The organism is Arenibacter flavimaris (genome assembly GCF_030291335.1).
Classification (GTDB): domain Bacteria; phylum Bacteroidota; class Bacteroidia; order Flavobacteriales; family Flavobacteriaceae; genus Arenibacter.
This window is the reverse complement of the sequence record NZ_JASWIM010000005.1, coordinates 42,091-63,213: the sequence shown is the minus strand read 5'-3', so window position 1 is coordinate 63,213 and position 21,123 is coordinate 42,091. Positions and strand designations below refer to the sequence as shown.

The window sequence follows — 21,123 nt, the reverse complement described above, 5'->3', positions numbered from 1 at the left end:
AAATGAATAAAGAAGTAATTATTGATAAAATAAACAACTTTCTTATAGATGAATTTGAAGTTGATGCAGATGATATTTCGCCAATGGCCAATTTAAAGAAAACACTGGAATTGGACAGTTTGGATTTTGTTGATTTAGTAGTGGCCATCGAATCTAACTTTAGTGTTAAATTAGTAGGGGAAGATTTCATTAATGTAATTACACTACAAGACTTTTATGATCTTATAGAGAAGAAATTAAATTAAAATTTTAGTCGCAAATAATGTCTAATCAATGGAAAGGAAAGTCCAGAGGTTCTGTTTTAGGATATAAGATTTTTGTTTTTTCCATTAGAAGGCTTGGATTGGGATCGGCCTATTTCATTCTTTATTTTGTAGCGTTCTATTTTTGCTTTTTTGCTCCCAAAAGCACTAAATCCAGTTATTATTACTTCCACAAAAGACTTGGGTACAGCCCCCTAAAAAGTATCGTATCCATTTATAAAAGCTACTACGTTTTTGGTCAGACCATTTTGGACAAAGTAGCTATTTCTTCGGGTCTAAGAAATAGGTTCACCTATCATTTCGACGGAATAGAACACCTTAACGAAACCTTGGCCAATAAAAAAGGCGGGATTTTGATCAGTGCCCATTTGGGCAACTTCGAAATAGCTGAATTCTTTTTGGACGAATTGGAAGGTAATGCCACTATTAATTTGCTTACCACAGATGCCGAGCATAAGGCAATAAAGGAATACCTTGATCGGTATATCAAGAAATCTGCCACCAAATTTATTATCCTTCGGGAAGATCTTTCCCATATCTTTGAAATGAATGCCGCCTTGGCAAAAAATGAAATAATTTGCATGACCGGAGATAGGTATGCAACAACGGCCAAGCTGCTGACGGCTCCAATATTAGGTGAAAAAGCACAATTTCCTTCCGGTCCTTTTTTAATGGGGTCCAGATTAAACGTACCTGTCCTCTTTGTGTATGTAATGAAGGAAACCAACAAACACTATCATCTTTACGCAAGAAAAGCAGATTTTAAGAAAAGGGATGCCGAAGGATTATTGGCCAATTATATCAAAAGCATGGAATGGATAATAGAACAATATCCGTTGCAATGGTTTAACTATTTTGATTTTTGGGCTTCTAAAAACTAATTTCGGTTAGGATTACACTTAGATTTGGTAACATTATCCGAACTTGGTACACATCTCAAAATTAAAATTAAATTTGAACCGTATTAAAAATCTCCGTATGGGCCTTTTATGTATTTGTAAAATGGTATTCTTGGCGGTATTAAAATTAAGATTAATAGCTTACGCATGAAAGAAGTTCTTATAATTTATTACTCCCAATCCGGGCAGTTGTTGGATATTGTTCAGAATTTGGCATCTTCCATTGACGGAGAGAATGTTAACATTACCTATTATAGGATTGAACCCGAAAATGATTATAAATTTCCCTGGAAACAGGATGATTTCTATGATGCGTTTCCCGAATCCTTTTTACAAATACCCTGTAAACTAAAGCCTCCTAAAGAGGATATCCTTGAAAGGAAATATGATCTTGTAATTCTAGGTTACCAAGTTTGGTACTTAACACCTTCAATACCCATTAATTCTTTCCTGAAATCTGATGTGGCCAAGAAAATTCTGGACAATACACCGGTAGTTACAGTTATTGCCTGTAGAAACATGTGGTTAATGGCACAGGAAAAAATGAAACGCCTACTGCTTTCCTGTAATGCACACTTAGTGGGCAATATAGCTTTAGTGGACCGTCACATAAATCACATAAGTGTAATTACCATAGTGCATTGGATGTTGGGAGGAAAAAAAACCAAATACCTTGGCATCTTTCCCAAACCTGGGGTTTCCGATGAGGATATAAAGGCATCGGATAAATTTGGAACGCCCATCAGGAAGGCACTATTAGCCAATGAATACGGCAACCTACAGGATGATTTATTAAAATTGGATGCCGTTAAAGTTAAACCCTTGCTGATACAGACAGACATCAGAGGTAATGTTTTGTTTACAAAATGGGCCAACCTTATTATAAAGAAAGGCCCTACAGGTAATCCAAAACGAAAAAAATTACTGGTTTTGTTCAAATATTATTTGTTATTTGCAATTTGGGCTATAGCTCCAATAGTTTTTATTGTATTTTTGGCGACTTACATACCCCGTTACAATAAAATTAAAAGGGATAAAGCATACTATTCATCCGTTAGATTAAAGAACAATTAATGAAAGACGTTTATATTACCAGGATTGCCAAGTTCTTACCTAATGACCCTATTGACAATGAACAAATGGAGGAAAAATTGGGCATTATCAACGGTAAGAATTCCAAGGCCAGACGTATTGTCCTGCGAAACAATCAAATTAAGACCAGATATTACGCCATAGATGATAGTGGAAACATTACCCATAACAATGCCCAACTAACCAAGGAGGCCATTGAGCTGTTATGTGATGACACCTTTACGACCAAGGATATTGAACTACTTTCCTGTGGCACCAGTAGCCCGGACCAAATATTGCCATCGCACGCTTCTATGGTGCACGGCTTTTTAAAAAATGGAAATTTAGAGGTTAATTCCCCTTCCGGAGCCTGCTGCTCCGGGATGAATGCCCTAAAATATGGATTCTTGGCCATAAAGGCAGGACAGGTGTCCAATGCGGTATGCACTGGATCGGAAAGAACCTCGACTTGGATGAAATCCGATATTTTTGAAAATGAGGTGGAACACCTAAAAGAGTTGGAAGACAATCCAATATTGGCCTTCAATAAAGAATTTTTGCGCTGGATGCTTTCCGATGGCTCAGGAGCCGTATTACTGGAAAGCGAACCTAAGGGCATTGCTTTAAAAATTGAATGGATGGAGGGGTATTCCTATGCCTTTGAAATGGAGACATGTATGTATGCTGGTGCCGATAAATTGGAAAATGGCCATTTAAAACCTTGGAGCGAATATCCTGCCGAAGACTGGGCCAAAAAATCACTTTTCGCCATGAAACAAGACGTTAAACTCTTGGGTGAAAACATATTGGGAAAAGGAGTGGACAGTTTAAAGATGGCTATGAACAAGCACCAGATCACGACCGCCGATTTTGACTATTACTTACCGCATATCTCTTCCTATTATTTTAAAGAAAACTTGTACGAGGAATTAAAACGACAAGGAGTGGAAGTGCCTTGGGAAAAATGGTTTATGAATTTGAGCAAGGTTGGTAATGTTGGTGCTGCCTCAATATTTGTTATGCTGGAAGAATTGGTAGATTCAGGACAATTAAAAAAGGGAGACAAGATATTGTTGCACGTACCGGAAAGTGCCAGATTTTCCTACTCCTATGCATACCTAACGGTCTGTTAAATGAATTTATTGAAACAAACAATAGCAGACAAAGGACTAATCGAAAATTTGATCCCACAAAAAGCGCCCTTTGTAATGGTGGATAAATTGATTCACTTTTCCGAAGAAAAGGTGATTACCGGTTTTACACCACCTCTGGGCAATTTGTTTGTAAACAATAATAAATTTATGGCTGCCGGACTAATAGAACATATGGCACAATCTGTGGCCCTTCATACAGGGTACCAATATTTCCTAAAAAATGAGCCTGCCCCAACAGGATATATCGGAGCCATTAAATTGGCCGAAATATTGGAGTTGCCAACCGTAGATCAGGAATTGGTAACCACCGTCACAATTCTACATGAGATCTTGGGTGTTACCCTAGTAAAAATCCAAGTAAGCTGCGGTGATAAAATTATCGCAAACAGTGAAATGAAAACAGTATTGGCAAACTAAACTAATTGAACACAGCGCATTCACATATAAAAATACATAATTTTTTGCCCCATAGAGCGCCAATGCTCATGGTCACAAAAATTATTGACCTCAACAAGGAAACGGTAACTACCGAATTTGAAGTGACCGAAGATTGTATCTTTGTAAAGGACGATAGGTTTAGTGAATCGGGCATAATAGAAAATGCGGCCCAATCCTGTTCCGCAATTGTAGGCCAGGATTTCTTTGCAGCAGATGATCTTGAGGGCGAAGGCAATAGTGTTATAGGCTTTATCAGCGGTATTAAAAAGGCAAACATTTTTTTATTGCCCAAGACAGGAGACACCTTAACTACCAAGGCCAATCTCGTCTCCAATTACAATTCGGGAAATTTTAGCATATGCACTATGGAATGCAAAATATATACAGGAAAAGAATTAGTGGCAGATTGTATATTAAATTTTTTGATACAGGAAGTTTAGTTACCTCTGCGGATCGAATATGAAATTGTATTAATAACTTTATAGGCCAGCCACCTTGGCCTATAAATTATAACGACCTTAGGCATGAAAAAGAATGAAGTACCACAGGACAAAAGCAATCTAGAATCGGCCAATTTCAAAGAACTGTGCTATGCCGTTGATGAAAACGGGGAATACACCACAGAATTAAGTACGGGATGGAGCCCCAAGACCATTGCTCTAAACAATGCAATAGAAGTTTTAAACGAGCGTATTTCAGCCTCCAAACAAAGGGTTAAGGACCTTAAGGCAAGCCCCTTGGAATACTATATGGAACTCCACAAAATGGACCTCCCCATCTTGGCAAGCTACGTGGGGATTTGGAAGTGGAGGGTTAAAAGACATTTTCGACCGGCCGTATTTAAAAACCTAAATAACAAAACATTACAAAAATATGCAGATGTCTTCGATATTTCCATCGAAGAGCTGCAACGCACCGATCTCTAAACAATGGAAATAGATTTTAAACACAAGCAAGCTGCACACTGCGAGAACGGTGTAGTAGCCAACTTAATGACGTATAATGGGTTTACCGTAAGTGAGCCTATGGTTTTTGGAATAGGCTCAGGGCTCTTGTTTACCTATATCCCGTTTTTAAAAGTTAATTACGCACCTGTAGTATCCTATAGGGCAATGCCTGGAATTATCTTTACCCGATTCGCCACTCGGGTCGGAATTAAAATAAAACGTGAAAAATTTCGAAACCCCCAAACCGCCAAGGCTAGATTGGATGAAAACCTACAAAGAAATAATCCGGTAGGACTTCAGGTGGGCGTGTACAACCTTCCCTATTTTCCGGATGAATATCGCTTCCATTTTAACGCCCATAACATGGTGGTCTACGGGAAGAAGGATGGTACGTATTTAATTAGTGACCCCGTAATGGAAACCGTTACCTCACTTACTGAAAAAGAACTGGAAAGAGTAAGATTCGCCAAAGGTGCCTTTGCCCCTAAAGGACATATTTATTACCCTACATCCTTCCCGAAAAAATTACAGCTCGAAAAAGCCATTGTTAAGGGAATAAAGCACACCTGTAGGGATATGTTGGCCCCCGTCCCGGTAGTTGGGGTAAAGGGAATACGGAAAATAGCAAAGCTTATACGTAAGTGGCCAAAGGCCAAAGGAGTTAAAGTTGCCAATCATTATTTGGGGCAAATTGTGCGCATGCAAGAGGAAATTGGCACTGGAGGCGGTGGGTTCCGCTATATCTATGCCGCATTTTTACAAGAAGCGGGAAAATTATTGACCAACGACCAACTTTTGGAGCTTTCCAAAGAAATGACCTTGATCGGCGACCAATGGCGCGATTTTGCAGTAGAGGCATCGCGTATATATAAAAACAGGAGCAACTCCGTAGCCGTAGACCAATACGATCATGTTGCCTCCCTTCTGGAAGATATAGCCAACAAAGAGGAAGTTTTTTTTAAAAAACTAAAAAAGGCAATATAAACCAACCCATGATCCAGATATCCCATCTCTCCAAAAAATATAAAAATAACACCGATTTTTCAGTGTTGGATCTCGATCTTAAAATAGACGAGGGGGAAATTTTTGGACTTTTAGGACCCAATGGGGCTGGAAAAACAACACTTATCTCAATACTAAGCTCCCTCATTAAGCCTACCTCCGGCAGTTTTTCCATCAACGGACTAACCTTTCAAAAGAATGCCAACCAACTTAAACAACTAATTGGAATAGTACCGCAGGAGTATGCCCTTTACCCAACCCTAACGGCCTATGAAAATTTGTATTACCTGGGGAGTATGTACGGTCTAAAAGGGAAGCCGCTAAAAGAAAAGATCCATTATCATTTGGATATTTTGGGATTGAAAATGTTTTCCAACAAAAAATTGGACACTTTTTCTGGCGGTATGAAGCGGCGCGTCAATTTAATTGCCAGTATACTGCACAACCCCAAAGTTTTGTTCCTGGACGAACCCACCGTTGGTGTGGACGTACAATCCAAAAATGTAATTATAGAAAATCTAAAGAAATTGAACACTCAGGGTACCACCATCATCTATACCTCCCATCATTTGAACGAAGCCGAACAGTTTTGCACAAAAGTGGCCATTATTGATCATGGTAGTATCATCATTGAAGGGACTCCTAAGAATCTAATTTCCCAATACCCGGAATCGCACAATCTAGAAGACGTCTTCTTAACCTTGACCGGAAAAGCCCTGAGAGATCATGCATAAACTTTGGGCCTCCACATATAAGGAATTACTGCTCCTGTCCAGGGATCTGGGCGGGTTGGCCATCTTATTTGTAATGCCCCTGGTTTTGGTGGTCACCATAACCCTAATACAGGATAGCACTTTTAGGTCTATCAATGACAATAAAATCCCCATCCTTTGGGTAGATTATGACAAGGGTGAGGTTTCCAAAAATATTTACGAGGGGCTGGCCGAATCCAAATCCTTTAATATTATCGGGAAAGAATCGGATAAGGAAGCCAAAGAACTAGTTTTCAAAGGCAAATATCAATTGGCCATTGTAATACCTGCCAACCTTAGTTCGGAACTGGAAAAAAAGGTGAACTTAAATGTAGAGGGGTTGCTGTCCAAATTCGGCTTGGAAGATGAAACACCACAGTCCCATAAAACGGATTTGAAAAAAAAAGAAGTCATACTTTATTTCGACCCAGCAACACAAATGGCCTTTAAAAACTCTATAAAGAATGGAATAGACAAGATGATCTTTAAAATAGAGACCCAAACTATTTACAAGGCATTCCAATCCCAAATAACAGATGATGAAACGGAAGCGATATTTGACACGGAAAGTTTTATCACCTTTAAAGAAATTACCCCTAGTATTGGCAAAAATGAAATAATTCCCAATTCGGTACAGCACAATGTGCCCGCCTGGACCTTATTTGCCATTTTTTTCATCATTGTCCCCTTGTCCATTAATATGGTCAAGGAAAAAAGTCAGGGTACTTTTGTTCGGCTTAGGACCAATCCTGTCTCCTATCTAACGGTATTGGGAGGAAAAACGGTGATATACCTTGCCGTATGTCTCATACAATTTGGACTAATGTTAGGAATAGGAGTTTATCTATTCCCCTTCTTGGGCCTCCCAAGCCTTGACGTCTCGGGAAAAATACCACTATTGTTCCTCGTAGCTTTATTTGCGGGACTAGCGGCCATTGGCCTTGGACTGCTCTTGGGAACCGTGGCTAGGACCCAGGAACAGTCTGCCCCCTTCGGAGCTACTTTTGTGGTTATATTGGCCGCATTGGGTGGTGTTTGGGTGCCTGTCTTTATAATGCCCAAGTTTATGCAAACGCTTTCAAATTTATCACCAATGAATTGGGGCTTAAATGCTTTTTATGATGTTTTTTTAAGGGATGTGGGCATTATGGACCTTGTACCTGAACTAACCCTATTATTTTTATTTTTTGTAATAACCACCGCTATTTCCATAGTGTATAATGAAAGAAAAAATGCCGTCTAAGAACAAATCAGAGATTAGCTTTACCAGTAAAATAAGGGTTCGCTTTGCCGAAACAGACCCTTTGGGCATTGTGTGGCACGGAAATTACATCCAATATTTTGAGGATGGCAGGGAAGCCTTTGGCAGACATCATGGTATTGCCTATCTAGATCACAAGGCGGCCGGCTACACCACCCCTATCGTCAAATCGTCCTGTGAACACAAACTTCCGTTGCGCTATGGCGATGTTGCCACTATTAAAACAATTTTTGTAGATTCACCTGCGGCCAAAATGGTATTTAAATACGAAATTTATGACCCACAAAACAAACTGGTATGCACCGGGGAAACCACACAGGTTTTTGTGGAAGACGAAGGAGGTTTATCCCTGACCATGCCAACATTTTTCTTGGAATGGAAACAAAAAGTTGGATTATTAAATGAATAAGATCTATCTCTCATATAACAATATTGTCTCTTCCCTAGGTTTTGATAGTCCTACGGTGGTGCACAATATTCATGAGGGCTTATCCGGGGTAACATTGATTGAAGATAAAAACCTATTTCCTTCCCCGTTTTATGCCTCGGTATTGGATACCGATAAGCTAGGAATGGCCTTTGAAAAATTGCAACCGAATGGCGATTATACCCGCTTGGAGAAAATGATGATCCTATCACTCACCAAGATTATCAAAGCGTCGGGTGTAGCATTAACGGATAGGGTTGGGTTGATCCTCTCTACAACCAAAGGAAATATAGACACCCTGGACCCTAGGAACCCAATGCCTTCTGAGAGGGCCTATCTGGGAACCTTAGGGCATATTATTAAAAACTATTTTGGATTTACCACAGAACCTATTGTACTTTCCAATGCCTGTGTTTCCGGAATATTGGCCATTTCTATTGCTAAGAGATTTATTTCCCAGGGTACTTTCGATAAAGTCTTTATTGTTGGAGGGGATATTGTTTCCAATTTTATTCTTTCAGGCTTCAATTCCTTCCAAGCAATGAGTCCCTTACCCTGCAAGCCCTACTGCAAACAAAGATCGGGTATTAATATTGGGGAGGTGGCCGCCAGTGTATTGGTGAGCAAGGATCAAAAAAAATTAGTACCCGAGGCCGTGGAAATATTGGGCGAAGCCTCCTGTAACGACGCCAATCATATTTCCGGCCCATCAAGAACAGGGGAAGGTCTTTATCGCAGTATACTTTCCGCCTTCAAGGAAGCCAAGGTAGGTTCTCGGGATATAGATTATATTTCGGCCCATGGCACTGCAACCAATTTCAATGATGAAATGGAGGCAATAGCCCTGAACAGACTAGGTCTGGACACTGTTCCGTTGAACAGCCTCAAAGGTTATTTTGGACATACCCTTGGGGGATCGGGACTTTTGGAAACCATTGTTGGCATGCATTCCCTTTATCACAATACTTTATATGCCTCCAAGGGATTTACCGAGTTGGGGGTATCCCAGCCCCTCAATATAATTACAGCAACTACCTCTAAGGATTTAAATTGCTTCTTAAAAACAGCTTCCGGTTTTGGGGGTTGTAATACAGCTGCCGTGTTTAAAAAGGTTGAATCATGAAGGCCCAAAATCTTAAAATAAAGGATTATTGTAGAATCTCCAACAATAAGGTACTGTTGAATGATAAGTTGCTCTTTGAAGACCCAACGAGCGATTTCACCACTTTTATAAAACTGGCCTATAAAAAGATGGATACCAATTATCCCAAGTTTTTTAAAATGGACGACCTCAGCAAACTTGGGTTTCTGGCCACCGATATTTTACTTAAACCAATGATCCAAGATCCCGAAATGCCCAAGAATATTGCCTTGGTATTTTCAAATAGTGCTTCAAGCCTGCAAACCGACAGAAAGCACCAGAAGTCCATTACAGACAAAGAAAACTACTTCCCGAGTCCCGCTATTTTCGTCTACACCTTGCCCAATATTTGTCTTGGAGAGATAAGTATTAAACATAGGCTGCATTCTGAAAATAGTTTTTTTATCTTTAACCACTTTAATGCAGATTATTTACACGCCTACGCAAGCAGTTTAATCAAAACGGAAAAAGCGGACGAAGTGTTGTGTGGTTGGATAAACTGTGACGCAGAGGACTATGAAGCATTTTTATACCTTGTTTCTGCAGAAGGAAGCATTGCACACAAAAAAGAAGAAATAATAAAATTGTACACAACCAAATGAGCGATTTAAAACAAGAACTTAAGGAAAAAATTATTACCCAATTAAACTTGGAGGATATTGCAATTGAAGAAATTGCAGATAACGATCCCTTATTTGGTGACGGTCTTGGACTGGACTCCATTGATGCGCTGGAACTGATAGTAATGTTGGACAAGGATTATGGAATAAAACTTACCGACCCAAAAGAGGGAAAAAAAATATTTGAATCCATTGAAATCATGGCAAATTATATAGCCGCACATCGCACAAAATAATTCAGTTACACCCAAAAGTACTATACCAAGGTGTTTATTCACTTCATGATGTAATAGGTTACATCCAAGGAAATGCATACCTTAAAATAAAAAATTCATGTCCAAAGGAGTAGCTATAACAGGAATGGGAATCATTTCGGCTATTGGAAACAATGTGGCCGAGAATTACAGTTCACTATTGGAGGGTAGAACAGGCATTTCCCATATTTCCAAAATAGACACCATACACAAGGGCAGTATTATGGTAGGTGAAATTGAATACACCAACGAAGAACTGCAAGCTCAATTGGGACTGGATTCCAACAACAATTACTCCAGAACGGCCTTGTTGGGGGCTATAGCTGCTAAAGAAGCCGTTGCAGACGCCGGAATAGCCAATATAAGAGCTTATAGGACTGGCCTTATTTCTTCCACTAGTGTTGGCGGAATGGATATGACCGAAAAATTTTATTATGATTACTTGGAAAGTGAGGACAATAGAAGGTACATTGAAGGTCACCATGCCGGGGACTCTACGGAAAAAATAGCGGAACAATTGGGCATAGATCAAAGCTTGGTTACGACTATCAGTACTGCCTGTTCCTCTGCTGCCAATGCCATAATGTTCGGGGCCAGATTAATTAAAACAGGTAAATTGGATAGGGTAATTGTCGGTGGGGCCGACTGTTTGTCCAAATTCACCATCAATGGTTTTAATACTTTAATGATCTTGTCCGACACCTACAACACACCTTTTGACGAAAATAGAAAAGGACTTAACTTAGGGGAGGCAGCCGCTTATTTGGTATTGGAATCGGAATTCCTGGTAAAAAAGGAAAAGAAAAAGGTGCTGGGACATGTGGTCGGATATGGTAATGCCAACGATGCATACCACCAAACGGCCTCTTCCGAAAATGGGGACGGTGCCACCTTGTCCATGGAAAAAGCCCTTGCTGTTGCAGGACTGGAACCAAAGGATATTGATTACATCAATGCCCATGGGACCGCCACTGGCAACAATGATCTGTCCGAAGGACGGGCCCTTATACGTGTTTTTGGCCAAGAAGTTCCAGAATTTAGTTCTACAAAAGCATATACAGGGCACACATTGGCCGCAGCAGGTGCTATAGAGGCTGTTTATGCAATACTATCCCTTCAAAACAATATAATCTATCCCAATTTGAATTTTAAAACTCCAATGAAAGAGTTTTCCCTTATACCACAAACCTCCTTAAAAGAAAAAGCCTTGAACACCGTTCTTTCCAATTCCCTTGGGTTTGGAGGAAACTGTTCTACTCTTATTTTTTCAAAATAGCCTTAAGAAGGAATTGTTATATTTACATTTGGACCATTTGATCTTATTGTATATTATTTTAGAAATCGGCATTCCCTACAACTAATGGAAGAAGTTTATATTAACAGTATCGGTTCCATTTCTGCCCAAAAAACATTTGACAACAATGATTTTTTGGAGGAAATCACTACCTATGAAGACAACATTTTACCTGTTATAGACCCCAATTATAAGGAGTATATCCCGCCAGCGGCTGCTCGGAGAATGGCAAAGGGAATTAAAATGGGGGTCGTAGCCTCTAAAATAGCCCTGGAGGAAGCAGGATTAGCAAATGTAGATGCCATTATCACCGGAACGGGAATGGGATGTGTTAGGGATTCAGAAAAATTTGTAACCGCTATCCTGGACAATAACGAACAGTTCTTGACCCCTACTTCCTTTATTCAGTCTACGCATAATACGGTTGCGGGTCAGATTGCATTGGGTATTGGGTGCAAGGGGTATAATTTCACCTATGTACATAGCAGTGTTTCCTTTGAATCCGCCCTCATCGATGCCATAATGCAATTACAGCTAAGGGAAGCAGAAAATATACTTGTTGGTGGCGTTGATGAATCCGGGGAACACACCAATGCCATACATAAACTTATACAACACATAAAACCGGAAAAGATAAATACCAACAAGCTACTTCAGTCCAAAACCGGGGGTACCGTATTTGGAGAAGGTGCCAATTTCTTTGTGTTGTCCAATATAAAACAAGATTCCAGCTATGCGCAGGTAATAGACGTAAAGACCTTTAATACCATGGCCAAATCAGATCTAGTCTCCAATCTTGAGGCCTATTTAAAAGGGAACAATCTATCCGTGGCCGATATAGATGTGTTGATCAGTGGTAATAATGGAGACATTGACTACGACAGTTATTATGCGGATCTCAACAATGGCCCTTTTAAAAATACCCAACAAGTGGTTTACAAACATTTGAGCGGTGAATTTAATACAGCATCGGCATTTGGATTTTGGTTGGGAGCCAAAATTCTCAAATCACAGCATATACCTAAGGCAATAGCTCTCAATGCAATTAAAACCAAAGGCCTTAGAATTGTATTATTGTACAATCAATACAGAGGTAAAAACCATAGCTTTACCCTTCTTCGCCAATGTTGAAGTATCCTTTTATAAACAGTCTATCCCTTCTTGCCTTCATCGTCCTAATAATATTGGATATTATTTGGGGAATTGGCTGGTGGACCTATATACTGCTTGCTACTGTCTGGACAACTTTAACCATTATAGGTTCTTTCCACATCCGCTGGAACTATCACCTACCAGCCTTGCATTTCAACCATAAAATTCCGGACAATTTGGTATCCATTACCTTTGACGATGGCCCCCACCCCAACTATACCCCAAAAGTTTTGGAATTACTTCAAAAATATAATGCCCGAGCAACTTTTTTTTGCGTGGGACATCAAGTAAAATTATATGGTGGAATTGCAAAGCAAATAGTTGATAACGGGCATACTATTGGAAACCACACCTACACACACGCCAATAAATTTGGATTCTTCGGAACGCAAAAAGTCCTATTGGAACTCCAAAAAACCAAGGCTATCATAAAGGAAAAAACAGGTGTAAACCCCCAATTATACAGACCCGCCTTTGGGGTAACCAATCCCAGTATAAAAAGGGCAGTTAAAAAAATGGAACTTAAAACAGTAGGCTGGAACATTCGATCTTTAGACACTACCAAGAGATCTAAAAAGGCGGTTCTGAAACGCATTACCAGTACAATACAGAAAGGCGACATTATTCTGCTACATGATAGTAGTGAAAAAACAGTTGAAGTATTGGAACAGTTATTGCTATTTTTACAGCAGAACAAAATGCAATCTGTAACTGTAGACCAATTGTTAGATATTGAAGCCTATGCGTAACCTACTATTTTTAATTGTTTTAATTGCCAATACCTCTCTTTTGTTCGCCCAGGAAAGCAATATGAACAATACGGAAATTGCCGAGTTCAAGGCCAAGATCAATGAGACGTCCAAGGCCACGAACACCATACAAAGTAATTTCACACAATATAAACATCTGGATTTTTTATCCAACGATATTACCACACAAGGAAAAATGGCTTTTAAGGCCCCCAACATGGTTAAATGGGAGTATACAGAACCCTTCAAATACAGCATAATTTTTAAGGGTGATAAATTAATAATTAACGATTCCGGAACCAAAAGCAATATGGATCTGGGAAATAGTGCTTTGTTTAGAAAACTAAACCAATTGATTGTAAATAGTGTAAAGGGCAACTTGTTCCAGGATTCGGATTTCACAATGAGTTATTTTAAAAGCCAAAATTATTATAAGGTCATCTTTATCCCTAAAGACGAAAAAATAAAAAGTTATATCGCTTCTTTTATTTTGTTTTTCGATAAGGAAAAAGCCGATGTCCTAGAAGTTAAAATGGTGGAACCCACAAATGATTTTACCAGAATTGTCTTTACTGACCGACTGATCAATAAACCTTTGGACAATGAAGTATTTTCTAACTAGCTTAACCCTGTTGGTATTTGCCTGTGCGTCCTTTCCAAAAAAAAACAATCTAGAAAGAAGTTATGGCGATATACCAACCGTTATCAACCCTTACTTTTCCGACCTTTCCAAGGATTATATCTACAAGGCCAAAATAAACTTCGCCGAAAAATCCTTTGGAGGAATTTTTGTTGTAAAAAAGCTGGGCGAAGAATACTACAGGGTGGTCTTTACCACTGAAATGGGAAATAAAATATTTGATTTTACGTTTATCAAAAACGAATTCAAGATTAATTTTATTCTAAAGGAAATGAATAAAAAAATTCTGGTCAACTTTCTTAGAAAGGACTTCTATGTATTGATCCATGAAAATCCCAAAGTATTGGATCATTACAAAAACCTTGGGGACACCTTGTTCACAGAGACCCGGATAAAGAACAACACTTACTTTTACCTTGAGGAGAAGCAACAGCTACATAAAATACTGGCTACGCAACGCGGCAAAGAAAAATCACAATATATTTTTTCGGAAGTAGAAAAAAATCATGCCAAACAAATTAATATAAGACATAAGGATATTAAGCTGTCCATTAATTTAAAAGCAATTTAAAATGAAAAAAATATTTTTATTGAGCCTTTTACTTATTCTGTCTTTCACGATATTTGCCCAAAGTAAATCCCAATTAGGGATAAGAATAGGGGCAAACAATGCGAAGGTCCTCCATTCCCAACTTGACAGCAAAACTGGATTATACGCTGGATTGTTTTTAGCAGTACGTCTTACGGATAGCTATACCTTACAGCCCGAAATAGCATACTCCAATCAGGGAGGCAAAGCAAGTATTAGGAATGGGGAAAATTTAAATATAAACTATGTGTCCATTGGCCTGGCCAATAAGTTTTTTGTAAGTCCGCATCAGGGCTTCCACTTTATTTTAGGTCCGAGCCTTGACGTTAATTTTGATGACAATTTTATCAACCTAATTAACGACAACGACAATAGTCTAGAAATTACACCCATAGACCTAGCCTTGTTTGGGGGAATAGGATATGAGTTTGATTTTGGACTGGCATTGGAGTTGAGATTTAAACAAGGTTTGATCGATCTGGATTTCAATGACTCGGGCGAATATGGGGGCAATTCTGAGGAAAATCAATTGAACAGGGTAATCCAAATTGGACTTGCCTACAAATTTAATATGTAATCAAAATGTTGATAGAAGGATTATACAGTACCGAAACTTTCAATAAAAATGAAGATGGCCTATCTGCCCAAATCAAGTTGAATCCCAAGCATGAAATTTTTAAAGGACATTTTCCCGGTAAACCTATAATGCCGGGGGTATGTATGATTCAAATTATAAAGGAATTGACCGAAAGAAGTCTCGGACAGGATTTATTTCTATCCGTTGCCAGCAATGTAAAATTCATGGCAATTATAAATCCAGAAACCGACCCAATACTTTTAATTGATATCAACCTCACAGAAATGGATGGTATGATCAAGGTAAAAAGTACCACCAACTTTGGGGAAACCTTGGCCCTAAAACTTAGTGCAACCTTTAAAAGTGCGGCCTAAATGAAACTTCTCTGTTTTCTCCTATTTGTACTTTCCAATGTGTCTTTCACTCCCGATCTGGATCAGATTCGCAAGGAATTTAAATTGGCCACCAACAACCGTGAATCAGCCTTGGCCTTAAGGAAAGAACTGGAATCGGTCTCCCAACAAGACAACATGGTTTTGGTAGCCTACAAAGGTGCGGTTATGGCCTTATCCGCCAAATATACCAGGGAAAATATAGAAAGAAAAAACCTCTTTAAAGATGGGGTATCATTATTGGAGTACGCTGTATCACAAAAACCTGAAAATATAGAAATAAGGTGTCTTCGGTTTAGTATTCAGGAAAATTCCCCCAAGTTTTTGAAATACAAATCCAACATTCAAGAAGACAAAGCATTCATTTTAAATCAGTACGAAAACACCAATTCCAAAGCGGTCAAGGACTTTGTAAAATCATTTGTATTACAATCAACAGAATTTAATACTGAAGAAAAGCAACGGTTTTAACTTTAGTAATTCCTATTTTTGCGAACCATGTCTTGTATTTTTCCACAAGTTGGAACAACCAAATTACATTAAAACCGTGTCACAACTTACCACATCCACAACTAAAGCTATGGATCAGCTTAAATGCTGTGTGATAATACCTACCTACAACAATCATAAAACCCTAACGAAAGTGATTGAAGGGGTACTGCAATACACCCAAGATATTTTGGTCGTAAATGACGGGTCGACCGACACCACGGCCCAAATTTTAGCTGACTTTCCCAATATCAACACCCTTACCCTTCCACAAAACATAGGCAAAGGATATGCATTGAGGAAAGGTTTTGAATTGGCCTTGGAAAAGGGGTTTCATTTTGCCATTACCATTGATTCCGATGGCCAGCACTTTCCAGATGATATTCCCATTCTTATTAACAGCCTAAGCAAGGAAACGTCCAAAGACGTCCTCTATATAGGAGCAAGGAATATGGGACAAAAAGATGTTCCTAAAAAAAGTAGTTTTGGCAACAAATTTTCCAACTTTTGGTATTGGGTAGAAACTGGGATTAGGCTACAGGACACCCAGTCCGGATATAGATTATATCCCATAAAGGCCTTAAAGGATATCAAGTTCTTTACAAATAAATTTGAATTTGAAATCGAAGCAATCGTCAAGGCCGCATGGAGCGGAATAGCAGTGAAGAATATCCCCATAAAAGTAAGCTATGATGTAACCGAAAGGGTATCACACTTTAGGCCCTTTACCGATTTTTCGCGAATTAGCCTATTGAACACCTACTTGGTAATTCTTACGTTTCTTTATATTTTTCCAAGGGATTTAATTCGAAAAATAAAAAAAAAAGGAATTAAAAGGTTTTTCTACGAAGACTTTCTAGGCAGCAACGATTCCCATGAAAAAAAGGCACTTTCCATAGCCTTGGGCGTACTTATTGGGCTATCTCCCTTATGGGGGTTCCAAACTTTAATAGTTATTTTCTTGGCGGTTTTATTTAAACTGAACAAGACCATTGCCTTCGCTTTTTCCAACGTAAGCTTCGCACCTTTGATTCCCTTTGTACTGTTCATCAGCCTTAAAATAGGCCACTGGGTCCTGGGTACCGAATTTAATTTTACTTTTGAGGAGGCAGGCGCCAATTTTGAAGTCATAAAACATTTAAAATCCTATATAATCGGTAGTATAACCCTTTCCTTAATTGGATCTTTTACAGCTGGAATTTGCGGTTATATTATTTTGAATATTTTTGACAGAAAAAGAATTGCACTTAAAAATGGGTAGTGTTTTATATAGGTTTTATCAATATGTGGCCAAGAAAAGACTGCTCGGCGGCATTGGTCTCTTTGCCCTATTTTTAGGACTTGTATATTTTGCTTTTAAAATTGAATTCGAGGAAGACATAACCAAACTTATACCCAGTAATAGCAAGACCAAAGAAGTACAAAAAGTCTTAAAATCGGTAAATTTTTCAGATAAGATCATCGTTAATATTGTGCGCCGACCAGGAGCGCCAATTGAAGAGCTAACTAGGTATGCAAATGATTTTCTGGATAGTATATCCAAAAAATCCTCTTCACATATAAAAAAAATACAAGGCAAAATAGATGACGAAGATATAGGGAACACTTTGCAATTTGTCTATGAAAATGCTCCCCTGTTGCTGGACAGGGAGGACTACAATACCATTTCAAAAAAACTGGGAAAGGACAGCATTGCCAAAATCACAGAAAAAAACTATAGAACATTAATTTCCCCCTCCGGAATCGTTGCCAAGGAAATGATTTTAAAAGACCCCCTCGGCATCTCCTTTATGGCCTTAAAGAAATTAAGCCGATTAGGCATCGGGGATCAGTTTACCCTTAAGGATGGCTTTCTTCTAAGCAAGGATCTTCAAAACATATTACTCTTTATCACCCCGGTCCATCCTTCCAGCGAAACCGTGGAGAATACCAAGTTCGTAGCGGAGCTTTATGAAACACAAGGGCAACTGGACCAGTTATTTCAGGACAAGGTAAAAAGTGAGTATTATGGGGCCACCCTAATAGCCGTTGCCAACGCTCAACAAATCAAAAAGGATATACGCCTTACGGTCACAATTGCCTTGTCCATTTTAATGGGCATACTTATCCTATTCTATAGGAAATTAACCATTCCCTTTATACTTTTCGCCCCAACCCTTTTTGGTGCCACACTTTCGGTTGCGGTTCTGTATTTGACTAGAGGAAAGATTTCTGCCATTTCCTTGGGGATAGGTTCTGTACTGCTAGGGGTTACCCTGGATTATTCCTTACATATACTAACCCAAATAAGAAACAACCCCTCTGTAAAAACACTTTACACCGATGTGGCCCAGCCAGTAATCATGAGTAGTATGACCACTGCCCTGGCCTTTTTGTGTCTTCTTTTCCTAGAATCGCAAGCCTTACAGGATCTTGGCATCTTTGCGGCCGTTAGCGTAATTGGCTCCTGCATTTTTGCTCTCCTGATTATACCCCATGTCTATAGAAACACCAACAAGCTTACAGTAAAGTATACCCTCTTGGATAAAATAGCCTCCTACAACCTTCATAAAAACAAATGGAGTATAACCATCCTTCTAGGCCTCTTGATTGCAAGTATTTTTTTTCACGACAAGGTTATTTTCAATAAGGATATTGCGAAACTCAACTATGAGCCTACAGCCTTATTGGAAGCTAGGGAAAGATTGGACGCACTTACCAATATGTCATCCAAGTCCATTTATTTGGCGGTCTATGGGGAAGATAGCGAAAAGGTCCTACAAACCAATAACACCATAGCCTATGCACTGGACAGCCTAAGGAATAATGGGGAAATACTTAATTTTGGCTCCATCGGCAACCTAGTCCTATCCCAAGAAAAGCAGCAGGAAAAAATTGATCTTTGGAAAGCGTTTTGGAACGTGGATATCATTGAAAACACAAAACAGAATCTTAAGGAAAGCGGCTCCGAATTAGGATTCAAGCCTAATGCCTTTGATCAATTCCATTCCTTTCTCAGCAGAGATTTTAGGCTGTTGAATATTGTGGATTACAGTAGCGCTGCTACCTTGCCAATTGATGACTATTTGGTTACCGACAATGATTTTACCACTGTTACCTCATTAGTAAAATTAAAGGAAGGAAACGAAGAAAGTATTAAGCAAATTTTTAAAACTTACCCCAAGACCCTTGTCATCGATAGACAGGAAATGAACGAAATGTTTTTGGGCAACCTCAAAAATGATTTCAATAAACTAATTGGCTATTCCCTTGGAATAGTGGTCCTGATCCTATTCTTTTTCTTCAGGAGTCTCTCCCTAGTTATGGTCACTAGTGTCCCAATACTATTGACTTGGTGGCTTACTATAGGAATTATGGGGATGTTGCACATAGAATTCAACATCTTTAATATCATTATCTCCACCTTTATATTTGGCTTGGGAATAGATTACAGCATATTCATAACAACAGGACTGCTCAAGGAATATGGGAAAGGGGAAAAAGTATTGAGAACCCACAGAACCTCCATCCTACTGTCCGCCATTACTACAATTTTGGGAATTGGCGTACTTATTTTTGCCAAACACCCGGCATTGCATTCCATTAGCCTAGTATCACTTATAGGAATCCTATCGGCCGTTTTTGTTGCCTTCACCATACAACCCTTATTATTTTTACTCTTTATTGGGAGCAAGGAAAAACGCCCCATTAGCCTTCGGTTGCTCGTTCATTCCGTCCTTTCATTTGGTTATTATGGTACCGGCGGACTACTCTTGTCAATATGGAGCGTCTCCTTTATGAAAATATTGCCTTTCAAAAAAAAGGTTAAAATGAAATGGTTTCACAAGACCATTTCAAAATTTATGAAATCAGTACTGTATACCAATCCCTTTGTAAGCAAAAAAATAATCAATACGTCAGGGGAGGATTTTAGTAAACCTGCCATCATCATAGCCAACCACACCTCTTTTTTGGATATTTTGGCGGTCGGCATGCTACATCCAAAGATCATTTATTTGGTAAACGACTGGGTGTATAAATCCCCAATATTCGGCAAGGCTGTACAACTGGCGGGATTTTATCCTGTGTCCGAGGGAATAGATAATGGCCTTGAACACTTAAGGAACAAGGTAGCCCAAGGATATTCATTAATGGCATTCCCGGAAGGGACCAGATCCAAAACCAACAAAATAAGACGGTTTCATAAAGGAGCCTTTTATTTGGCGGAAAAATTCAACATGGATATTGTTCCAGTGTTGATACATGGAAATTCGGAAGTACTTCCCAAAGGAAGTTTTGTGATAAAAAATGGCAGTATAACGGTCAAGATCTTGGATCGAATCTCCCCAGAGGACCAACGCTTCGGCAAAAACTACAGAGAGCGCAACAAGGGTATCGCAACCCATTTCAGATCTGAATTCCAGACATTGAGGAATGAAGTGGAAGGAGATACCTATTTCATACGAATAATTCTGGAAGATTATCGATACAAAGGAGATAGTATCTACCGTGCTGTAAAAACAGATTTGAAGAACAACGCCAAAGTTTACGCCCAGATTTCAAAACACATTGGATCTTCCGATTCCATAATTCACCTTTCAAAAGATTACGGGCAACTGGATTTTCTATTATCTTTAAATGCCGTAGATCGCAAAATTTTTACCTATTTGGAGGATAGGGAGATAAGGCCTATTGTAAAGAACAGTTTTATTTCCCAACAAATAGCCAAGTTAAGCGTGGCGGATTCAATTGATGACGCCATGGCACATCCTGCAGATACATTGATCATTGATGTGGAAATGCAGGACTTGGATAGTTTTGTATCTAAAATAAGAAACAACATAAAGCTGCTGATATTGATAAAGGACGGTGCAAAATTGTTGGAAAGAATTATATTGTCCACTGGTTTTAAAATTGTCTTTAAATATGATAATCTTATTATCTTGGAAAAAACAGGACCCTAGAATAAGTAATATTCGTAAGAGTCAAAAAAAAAAATATCCGTCTAGAATCAGGGAATGATATAAGTTATC

The 21,123-nt window shown here is 38.9% G+C and carries 24 protein-coding genes; all 24 read left to right on the top strand.

Annotated features, from left to right (window positions below; genetic code table 11):
- Positions 1-2: 2 nt before the first annotated feature.
- The 24 genes from QSE00_RS06150 to QSE00_RS06035 all read left to right on the top strand — a co-directional run bounded on the left by QSE00_RS06150 (position 3) and on the right by QSE00_RS06035 (position 21,054).
- Positions 3-245, top strand: a complete 243-nt coding sequence (locus QSE00_RS06150) for a phosphopantetheine-binding protein (protein WP_031442865.1) — start codon at positions 3-5, stop codon at positions 243-245.
- Positions 246-262: 17 nt separating this feature from the next.
- Entirely contained in the window at positions 263-1,144 is an 882-nt protein-coding gene (locus tag QSE00_RS06145; protein ID WP_286105306.1) for an LpxL/LpxP family acyltransferase, read from the top strand.
- Positions 1,145-1,309: 165 nt separating this feature from the next.
- Positions 1,310-2,236, top strand: coding sequence for an NADPH-dependent FMN reductase family protein (locus tag QSE00_RS06140; RefSeq protein WP_286105305.1), 927 nt, complete (start codon positions 1,310-1,312; stop codon positions 2,234-2,236).
- Complete coding sequence (locus tag QSE00_RS06135) at positions 2,236-3,366, top strand: beta-ketoacyl-ACP synthase III (protein ID WP_286105304.1); 1,131 nt, start codon at positions 2,236-2,238, stop codon at positions 3,364-3,366. Before QSE00_RS06140 ends, QSE00_RS06135 begins: the two co-directional genes overlap by 1 nt.
- Entirely contained in the window at positions 3,367-3,804 is a 438-nt protein-coding gene (locus tag QSE00_RS06130; protein WP_110355799.1) for a hypothetical protein, read from the top strand.
- A 68-nt stretch (positions 3,805-3,872) separates the two neighbouring features.
- A complete protein-coding gene (locus QSE00_RS06125; RefSeq protein WP_286105303.1) occupies positions 3,873-4,265 on the top strand; it encodes an ABC transporter permease in 393 nt (130 codons plus the stop codon).
- A gap of 84 nt (positions 4,266-4,349) precedes the next feature.
- Positions 4,350-4,751: a hypothetical protein gene (locus QSE00_RS06120; RefSeq protein ID WP_110355797.1), complete on the top strand. Its 402-nt coding sequence runs from the start codon at positions 4,350-4,352 to the stop codon at positions 4,749-4,751.
- 3 nt (positions 4,752-4,754) lie between these two features.
- A complete protein-coding gene (locus tag QSE00_RS06115) occupies positions 4,755-5,756 on the top strand; it encodes a BtrH N-terminal domain-containing protein (RefSeq protein WP_286105302.1) in 1,002 nt (333 codons plus the stop codon).
- A gap of 8 nt (positions 5,757-5,764) precedes the next feature.
- Positions 5,765-6,508: an ABC transporter ATP-binding protein gene (locus QSE00_RS06110; RefSeq protein ID WP_286105301.1), complete on the top strand. Its 744-nt coding sequence runs from the start codon at positions 5,765-5,767 to the stop codon at positions 6,506-6,508.
- The gene (locus QSE00_RS06105) at positions 6,501-7,769 is read left to right on the top strand and encodes an ABC transporter permease (RefSeq protein ID WP_286105300.1); all 1,269 of its coding nucleotides are present in this window, start codon (positions 6,501-6,503) and stop codon (positions 7,767-7,769) included. The genes QSE00_RS06110 and QSE00_RS06105 overlap by 8 nt, the downstream gene beginning before the upstream one ends.
- Positions 7,747-8,196: an acyl-CoA thioesterase gene (locus tag QSE00_RS06100; RefSeq protein ID WP_110355793.1), complete on the top strand. Its 450-nt coding sequence runs from the start codon at positions 7,747-7,749 to the stop codon at positions 8,194-8,196. Before QSE00_RS06105 ends, QSE00_RS06100 begins: the two co-directional genes overlap by 23 nt.
- Complete coding sequence (locus tag QSE00_RS06095) at positions 8,189-9,337, top strand: beta-ketoacyl-[acyl-carrier-protein] synthase family protein (protein ID WP_286105299.1); 1,149 nt, start codon at positions 8,189-8,191, stop codon at positions 9,335-9,337. Before QSE00_RS06100 ends, QSE00_RS06095 begins: the two co-directional genes overlap by 8 nt.
- A complete protein-coding gene (locus QSE00_RS06090; protein WP_286105298.1) occupies positions 9,334-9,957 on the top strand; it encodes a 3-oxoacyl-ACP synthase in 624 nt (207 codons plus the stop codon). The genes QSE00_RS06095 and QSE00_RS06090 overlap by 4 nt, the downstream gene beginning before the upstream one ends.
- Positions 9,954-10,211: a phosphopantetheine-binding protein gene (locus QSE00_RS06085; protein WP_110355790.1), complete on the top strand. Its 258-nt coding sequence runs from the start codon at positions 9,954-9,956 to the stop codon at positions 10,209-10,211. Before QSE00_RS06090 ends, QSE00_RS06085 begins: the two co-directional genes overlap by 4 nt.
- 97 nt (positions 10,212-10,308) lie before the next feature.
- A complete protein-coding gene (locus QSE00_RS06080; RefSeq protein WP_286105297.1) occupies positions 10,309-11,505 on the top strand; it encodes a beta-ketoacyl-[acyl-carrier-protein] synthase family protein in 1,197 nt (398 codons plus the stop codon).
- 84 nt (positions 11,506-11,589) lie between these two features.
- A complete protein-coding gene (locus QSE00_RS06075; protein ID WP_286105295.1) occupies positions 11,590-12,654 on the top strand; it encodes a beta-ketoacyl synthase N-terminal-like domain-containing protein in 1,065 nt (354 codons plus the stop codon).
- Positions 12,648-13,424, top strand: a complete 777-nt coding sequence (locus QSE00_RS06070) for a polysaccharide deacetylase family protein (RefSeq protein WP_110355787.1) — start codon at positions 12,648-12,650, stop codon at positions 13,422-13,424. Before QSE00_RS06075 ends, QSE00_RS06070 begins: the two co-directional genes overlap by 7 nt.
- Positions 13,417-14,046: a LolA family protein gene (locus QSE00_RS06065; RefSeq protein WP_286105294.1), complete on the top strand. Its 630-nt coding sequence runs from the start codon at positions 13,417-13,419 to the stop codon at positions 14,044-14,046. The genes QSE00_RS06070 and QSE00_RS06065 overlap by 8 nt, the downstream gene beginning before the upstream one ends.
- The gene (locus QSE00_RS06060) at positions 14,027-14,635 is read left to right on the top strand and encodes a hypothetical protein (RefSeq protein WP_286105293.1); all 609 of its coding nucleotides are present in this window, start codon (positions 14,027-14,029) and stop codon (positions 14,633-14,635) included. Before QSE00_RS06065 ends, QSE00_RS06060 begins: the two co-directional genes overlap by 20 nt.
- A gap of 1 nt (position 14,636) precedes the next feature.
- Positions 14,637-15,230 (top strand): porin family protein, encoded by a 594-nt coding sequence (locus QSE00_RS06055; protein ID WP_286105292.1) that lies wholly within the window; start codon positions 14,637-14,639, stop codon positions 15,228-15,230.
- A gap of 5 nt (positions 15,231-15,235) precedes the next feature.
- Positions 15,236-15,604, top strand: a complete 369-nt coding sequence (locus tag QSE00_RS06050; protein WP_286105291.1) for a 3-hydroxyacyl-ACP dehydratase — start codon at positions 15,236-15,238, stop codon at positions 15,602-15,604.
- On the top strand, positions 15,605-16,093 hold the full coding sequence (locus QSE00_RS06045) for a hypothetical protein (protein ID WP_286105290.1): 489 nt from the start codon (positions 15,605-15,607) through the stop codon (positions 16,091-16,093).
- A 109-nt stretch (positions 16,094-16,202) separates the two neighbouring features.
- Positions 16,203-17,372 carry a DUF2062 domain-containing protein gene (locus QSE00_RS06040; RefSeq protein ID WP_286105289.1) on the top strand — a complete coding sequence of 390 codons (1,170 nt, stop codon included), beginning with the start codon at positions 16,203-16,205 and terminating at the stop codon, positions 17,370-17,372.
- A complete protein-coding gene (locus QSE00_RS06035; RefSeq protein WP_286105288.1) occupies positions 17,365-21,054 on the top strand; it encodes an MMPL family transporter in 3,690 nt (1,229 codons plus the stop codon). The genes QSE00_RS06040 and QSE00_RS06035 overlap by 8 nt, the downstream gene beginning before the upstream one ends.
- Positions 21,055-21,123: the final 69 nt, after the last annotated feature.

Bases quoted from the DNA above. Each gene is read 5' to 3' on its own strand.
- QSE00_RS06075 (WP_286105295.1), top strand. From the start codon at position 11,590: ATGGAAGAAGTTTATATTAACAGTATCGGTTCCATTTCTGCCCAAAAA.
- QSE00_RS06055 (WP_286105292.1), top strand. From the start codon at position 14,637: ATGAAAAAAATATTTTTATTGAGCCTTTTACTTATTCTGTCTTTCACG.
- QSE00_RS06115 (WP_286105302.1), top strand. From the start codon at position 4,755: ATGGAAATAGATTTTAAACACAAGCAAGCTGCACACTGCGAGAACGGT.
- QSE00_RS06095 (WP_286105299.1), top strand. From the start codon at position 8,189: ATGAATAAGATCTATCTCTCATATAACAATATTGTCTCTTCCCTAGGT.
- QSE00_RS06060 (WP_286105293.1), top strand. From the start codon at position 14,027: ATGAAGTATTTTCTAACTAGCTTAACCCTGTTGGTATTTGCCTGTGCG.
- QSE00_RS06090 (WP_286105298.1), top strand. From the start codon at position 9,334: ATGAAGGCCCAAAATCTTAAAATAAAGGATTATTGTAGAATCTCCAAC.
- QSE00_RS06065 (WP_286105294.1), top strand. From the start codon at position 13,417: ATGCGTAACCTACTATTTTTAATTGTTTTAATTGCCAATACCTCTCTT.
- QSE00_RS06110 (WP_286105301.1), top strand. From the start codon at position 5,765: ATGATCCAGATATCCCATCTCTCCAAAAAATATAAAAATAACACCGAT.
- QSE00_RS06150 (WP_031442865.1), top strand. From the start codon at position 3: ATGAATAAAGAAGTAATTATTGATAAAATAAACAACTTTCTTATAGAT.
- QSE00_RS06080 (WP_286105297.1), top strand. From the start codon at position 10,309: ATGTCCAAAGGAGTAGCTATAACAGGAATGGGAATCATTTCGGCTATT.
- QSE00_RS06145 (WP_286105306.1), top strand. From the start codon at position 263: ATGTCTAATCAATGGAAAGGAAAGTCCAGAGGTTCTGTTTTAGGATAT.
- QSE00_RS06050 (WP_286105291.1), top strand. From the start codon at position 15,236: ATGTTGATAGAAGGATTATACAGTACCGAAACTTTCAATAAAAATGAA.
- QSE00_RS06035 (WP_286105288.1), top strand. From the start codon at position 17,365: ATGGGTAGTGTTTTATATAGGTTTTATCAATATGTGGCCAAGAAAAGA.
- QSE00_RS06125 (WP_286105303.1), top strand. From the start codon at position 3,873: ATGGTCACAAAAATTATTGACCTCAACAAGGAAACGGTAACTACCGAA.
- QSE00_RS06140 (WP_286105305.1), top strand. From the start codon at position 1,310: ATGAAAGAAGTTCTTATAATTTATTACTCCCAATCCGGGCAGTTGTTG.
- QSE00_RS06100 (WP_110355793.1), top strand. From the start codon at position 7,747: ATGAAAGAAAAAATGCCGTCTAAGAACAAATCAGAGATTAGCTTTACC.
- QSE00_RS06120 (WP_110355797.1), top strand. From the start codon at position 4,350: ATGAAAAAGAATGAAGTACCACAGGACAAAAGCAATCTAGAATCGGCC.
- QSE00_RS06070 (WP_110355787.1), top strand. From the start codon at position 12,648: ATGTTGAAGTATCCTTTTATAAACAGTCTATCCCTTCTTGCCTTCATC.
- QSE00_RS06045 (WP_286105290.1), top strand. From the start codon at position 15,605: ATGAAACTTCTCTGTTTTCTCCTATTTGTACTTTCCAATGTGTCTTTC.
- QSE00_RS06130 (WP_110355799.1), top strand. From the start codon at position 3,367: ATGAATTTATTGAAACAAACAATAGCAGACAAAGGACTAATCGAAAAT.
- QSE00_RS06085 (WP_110355790.1), top strand. From the start codon at position 9,954: ATGAGCGATTTAAAACAAGAACTTAAGGAAAAAATTATTACCCAATTA.
- QSE00_RS06040 (WP_286105289.1), top strand. From the start codon at position 16,203: ATGGATCAGCTTAAATGCTGTGTGATAATACCTACCTACAACAATCAT.
- QSE00_RS06135 (WP_286105304.1), top strand. From the start codon at position 2,236: ATGAAAGACGTTTATATTACCAGGATTGCCAAGTTCTTACCTAATGAC.
- QSE00_RS06105 (WP_286105300.1), top strand. From the start codon at position 6,501: ATGCATAAACTTTGGGCCTCCACATATAAGGAATTACTGCTCCTGTCC.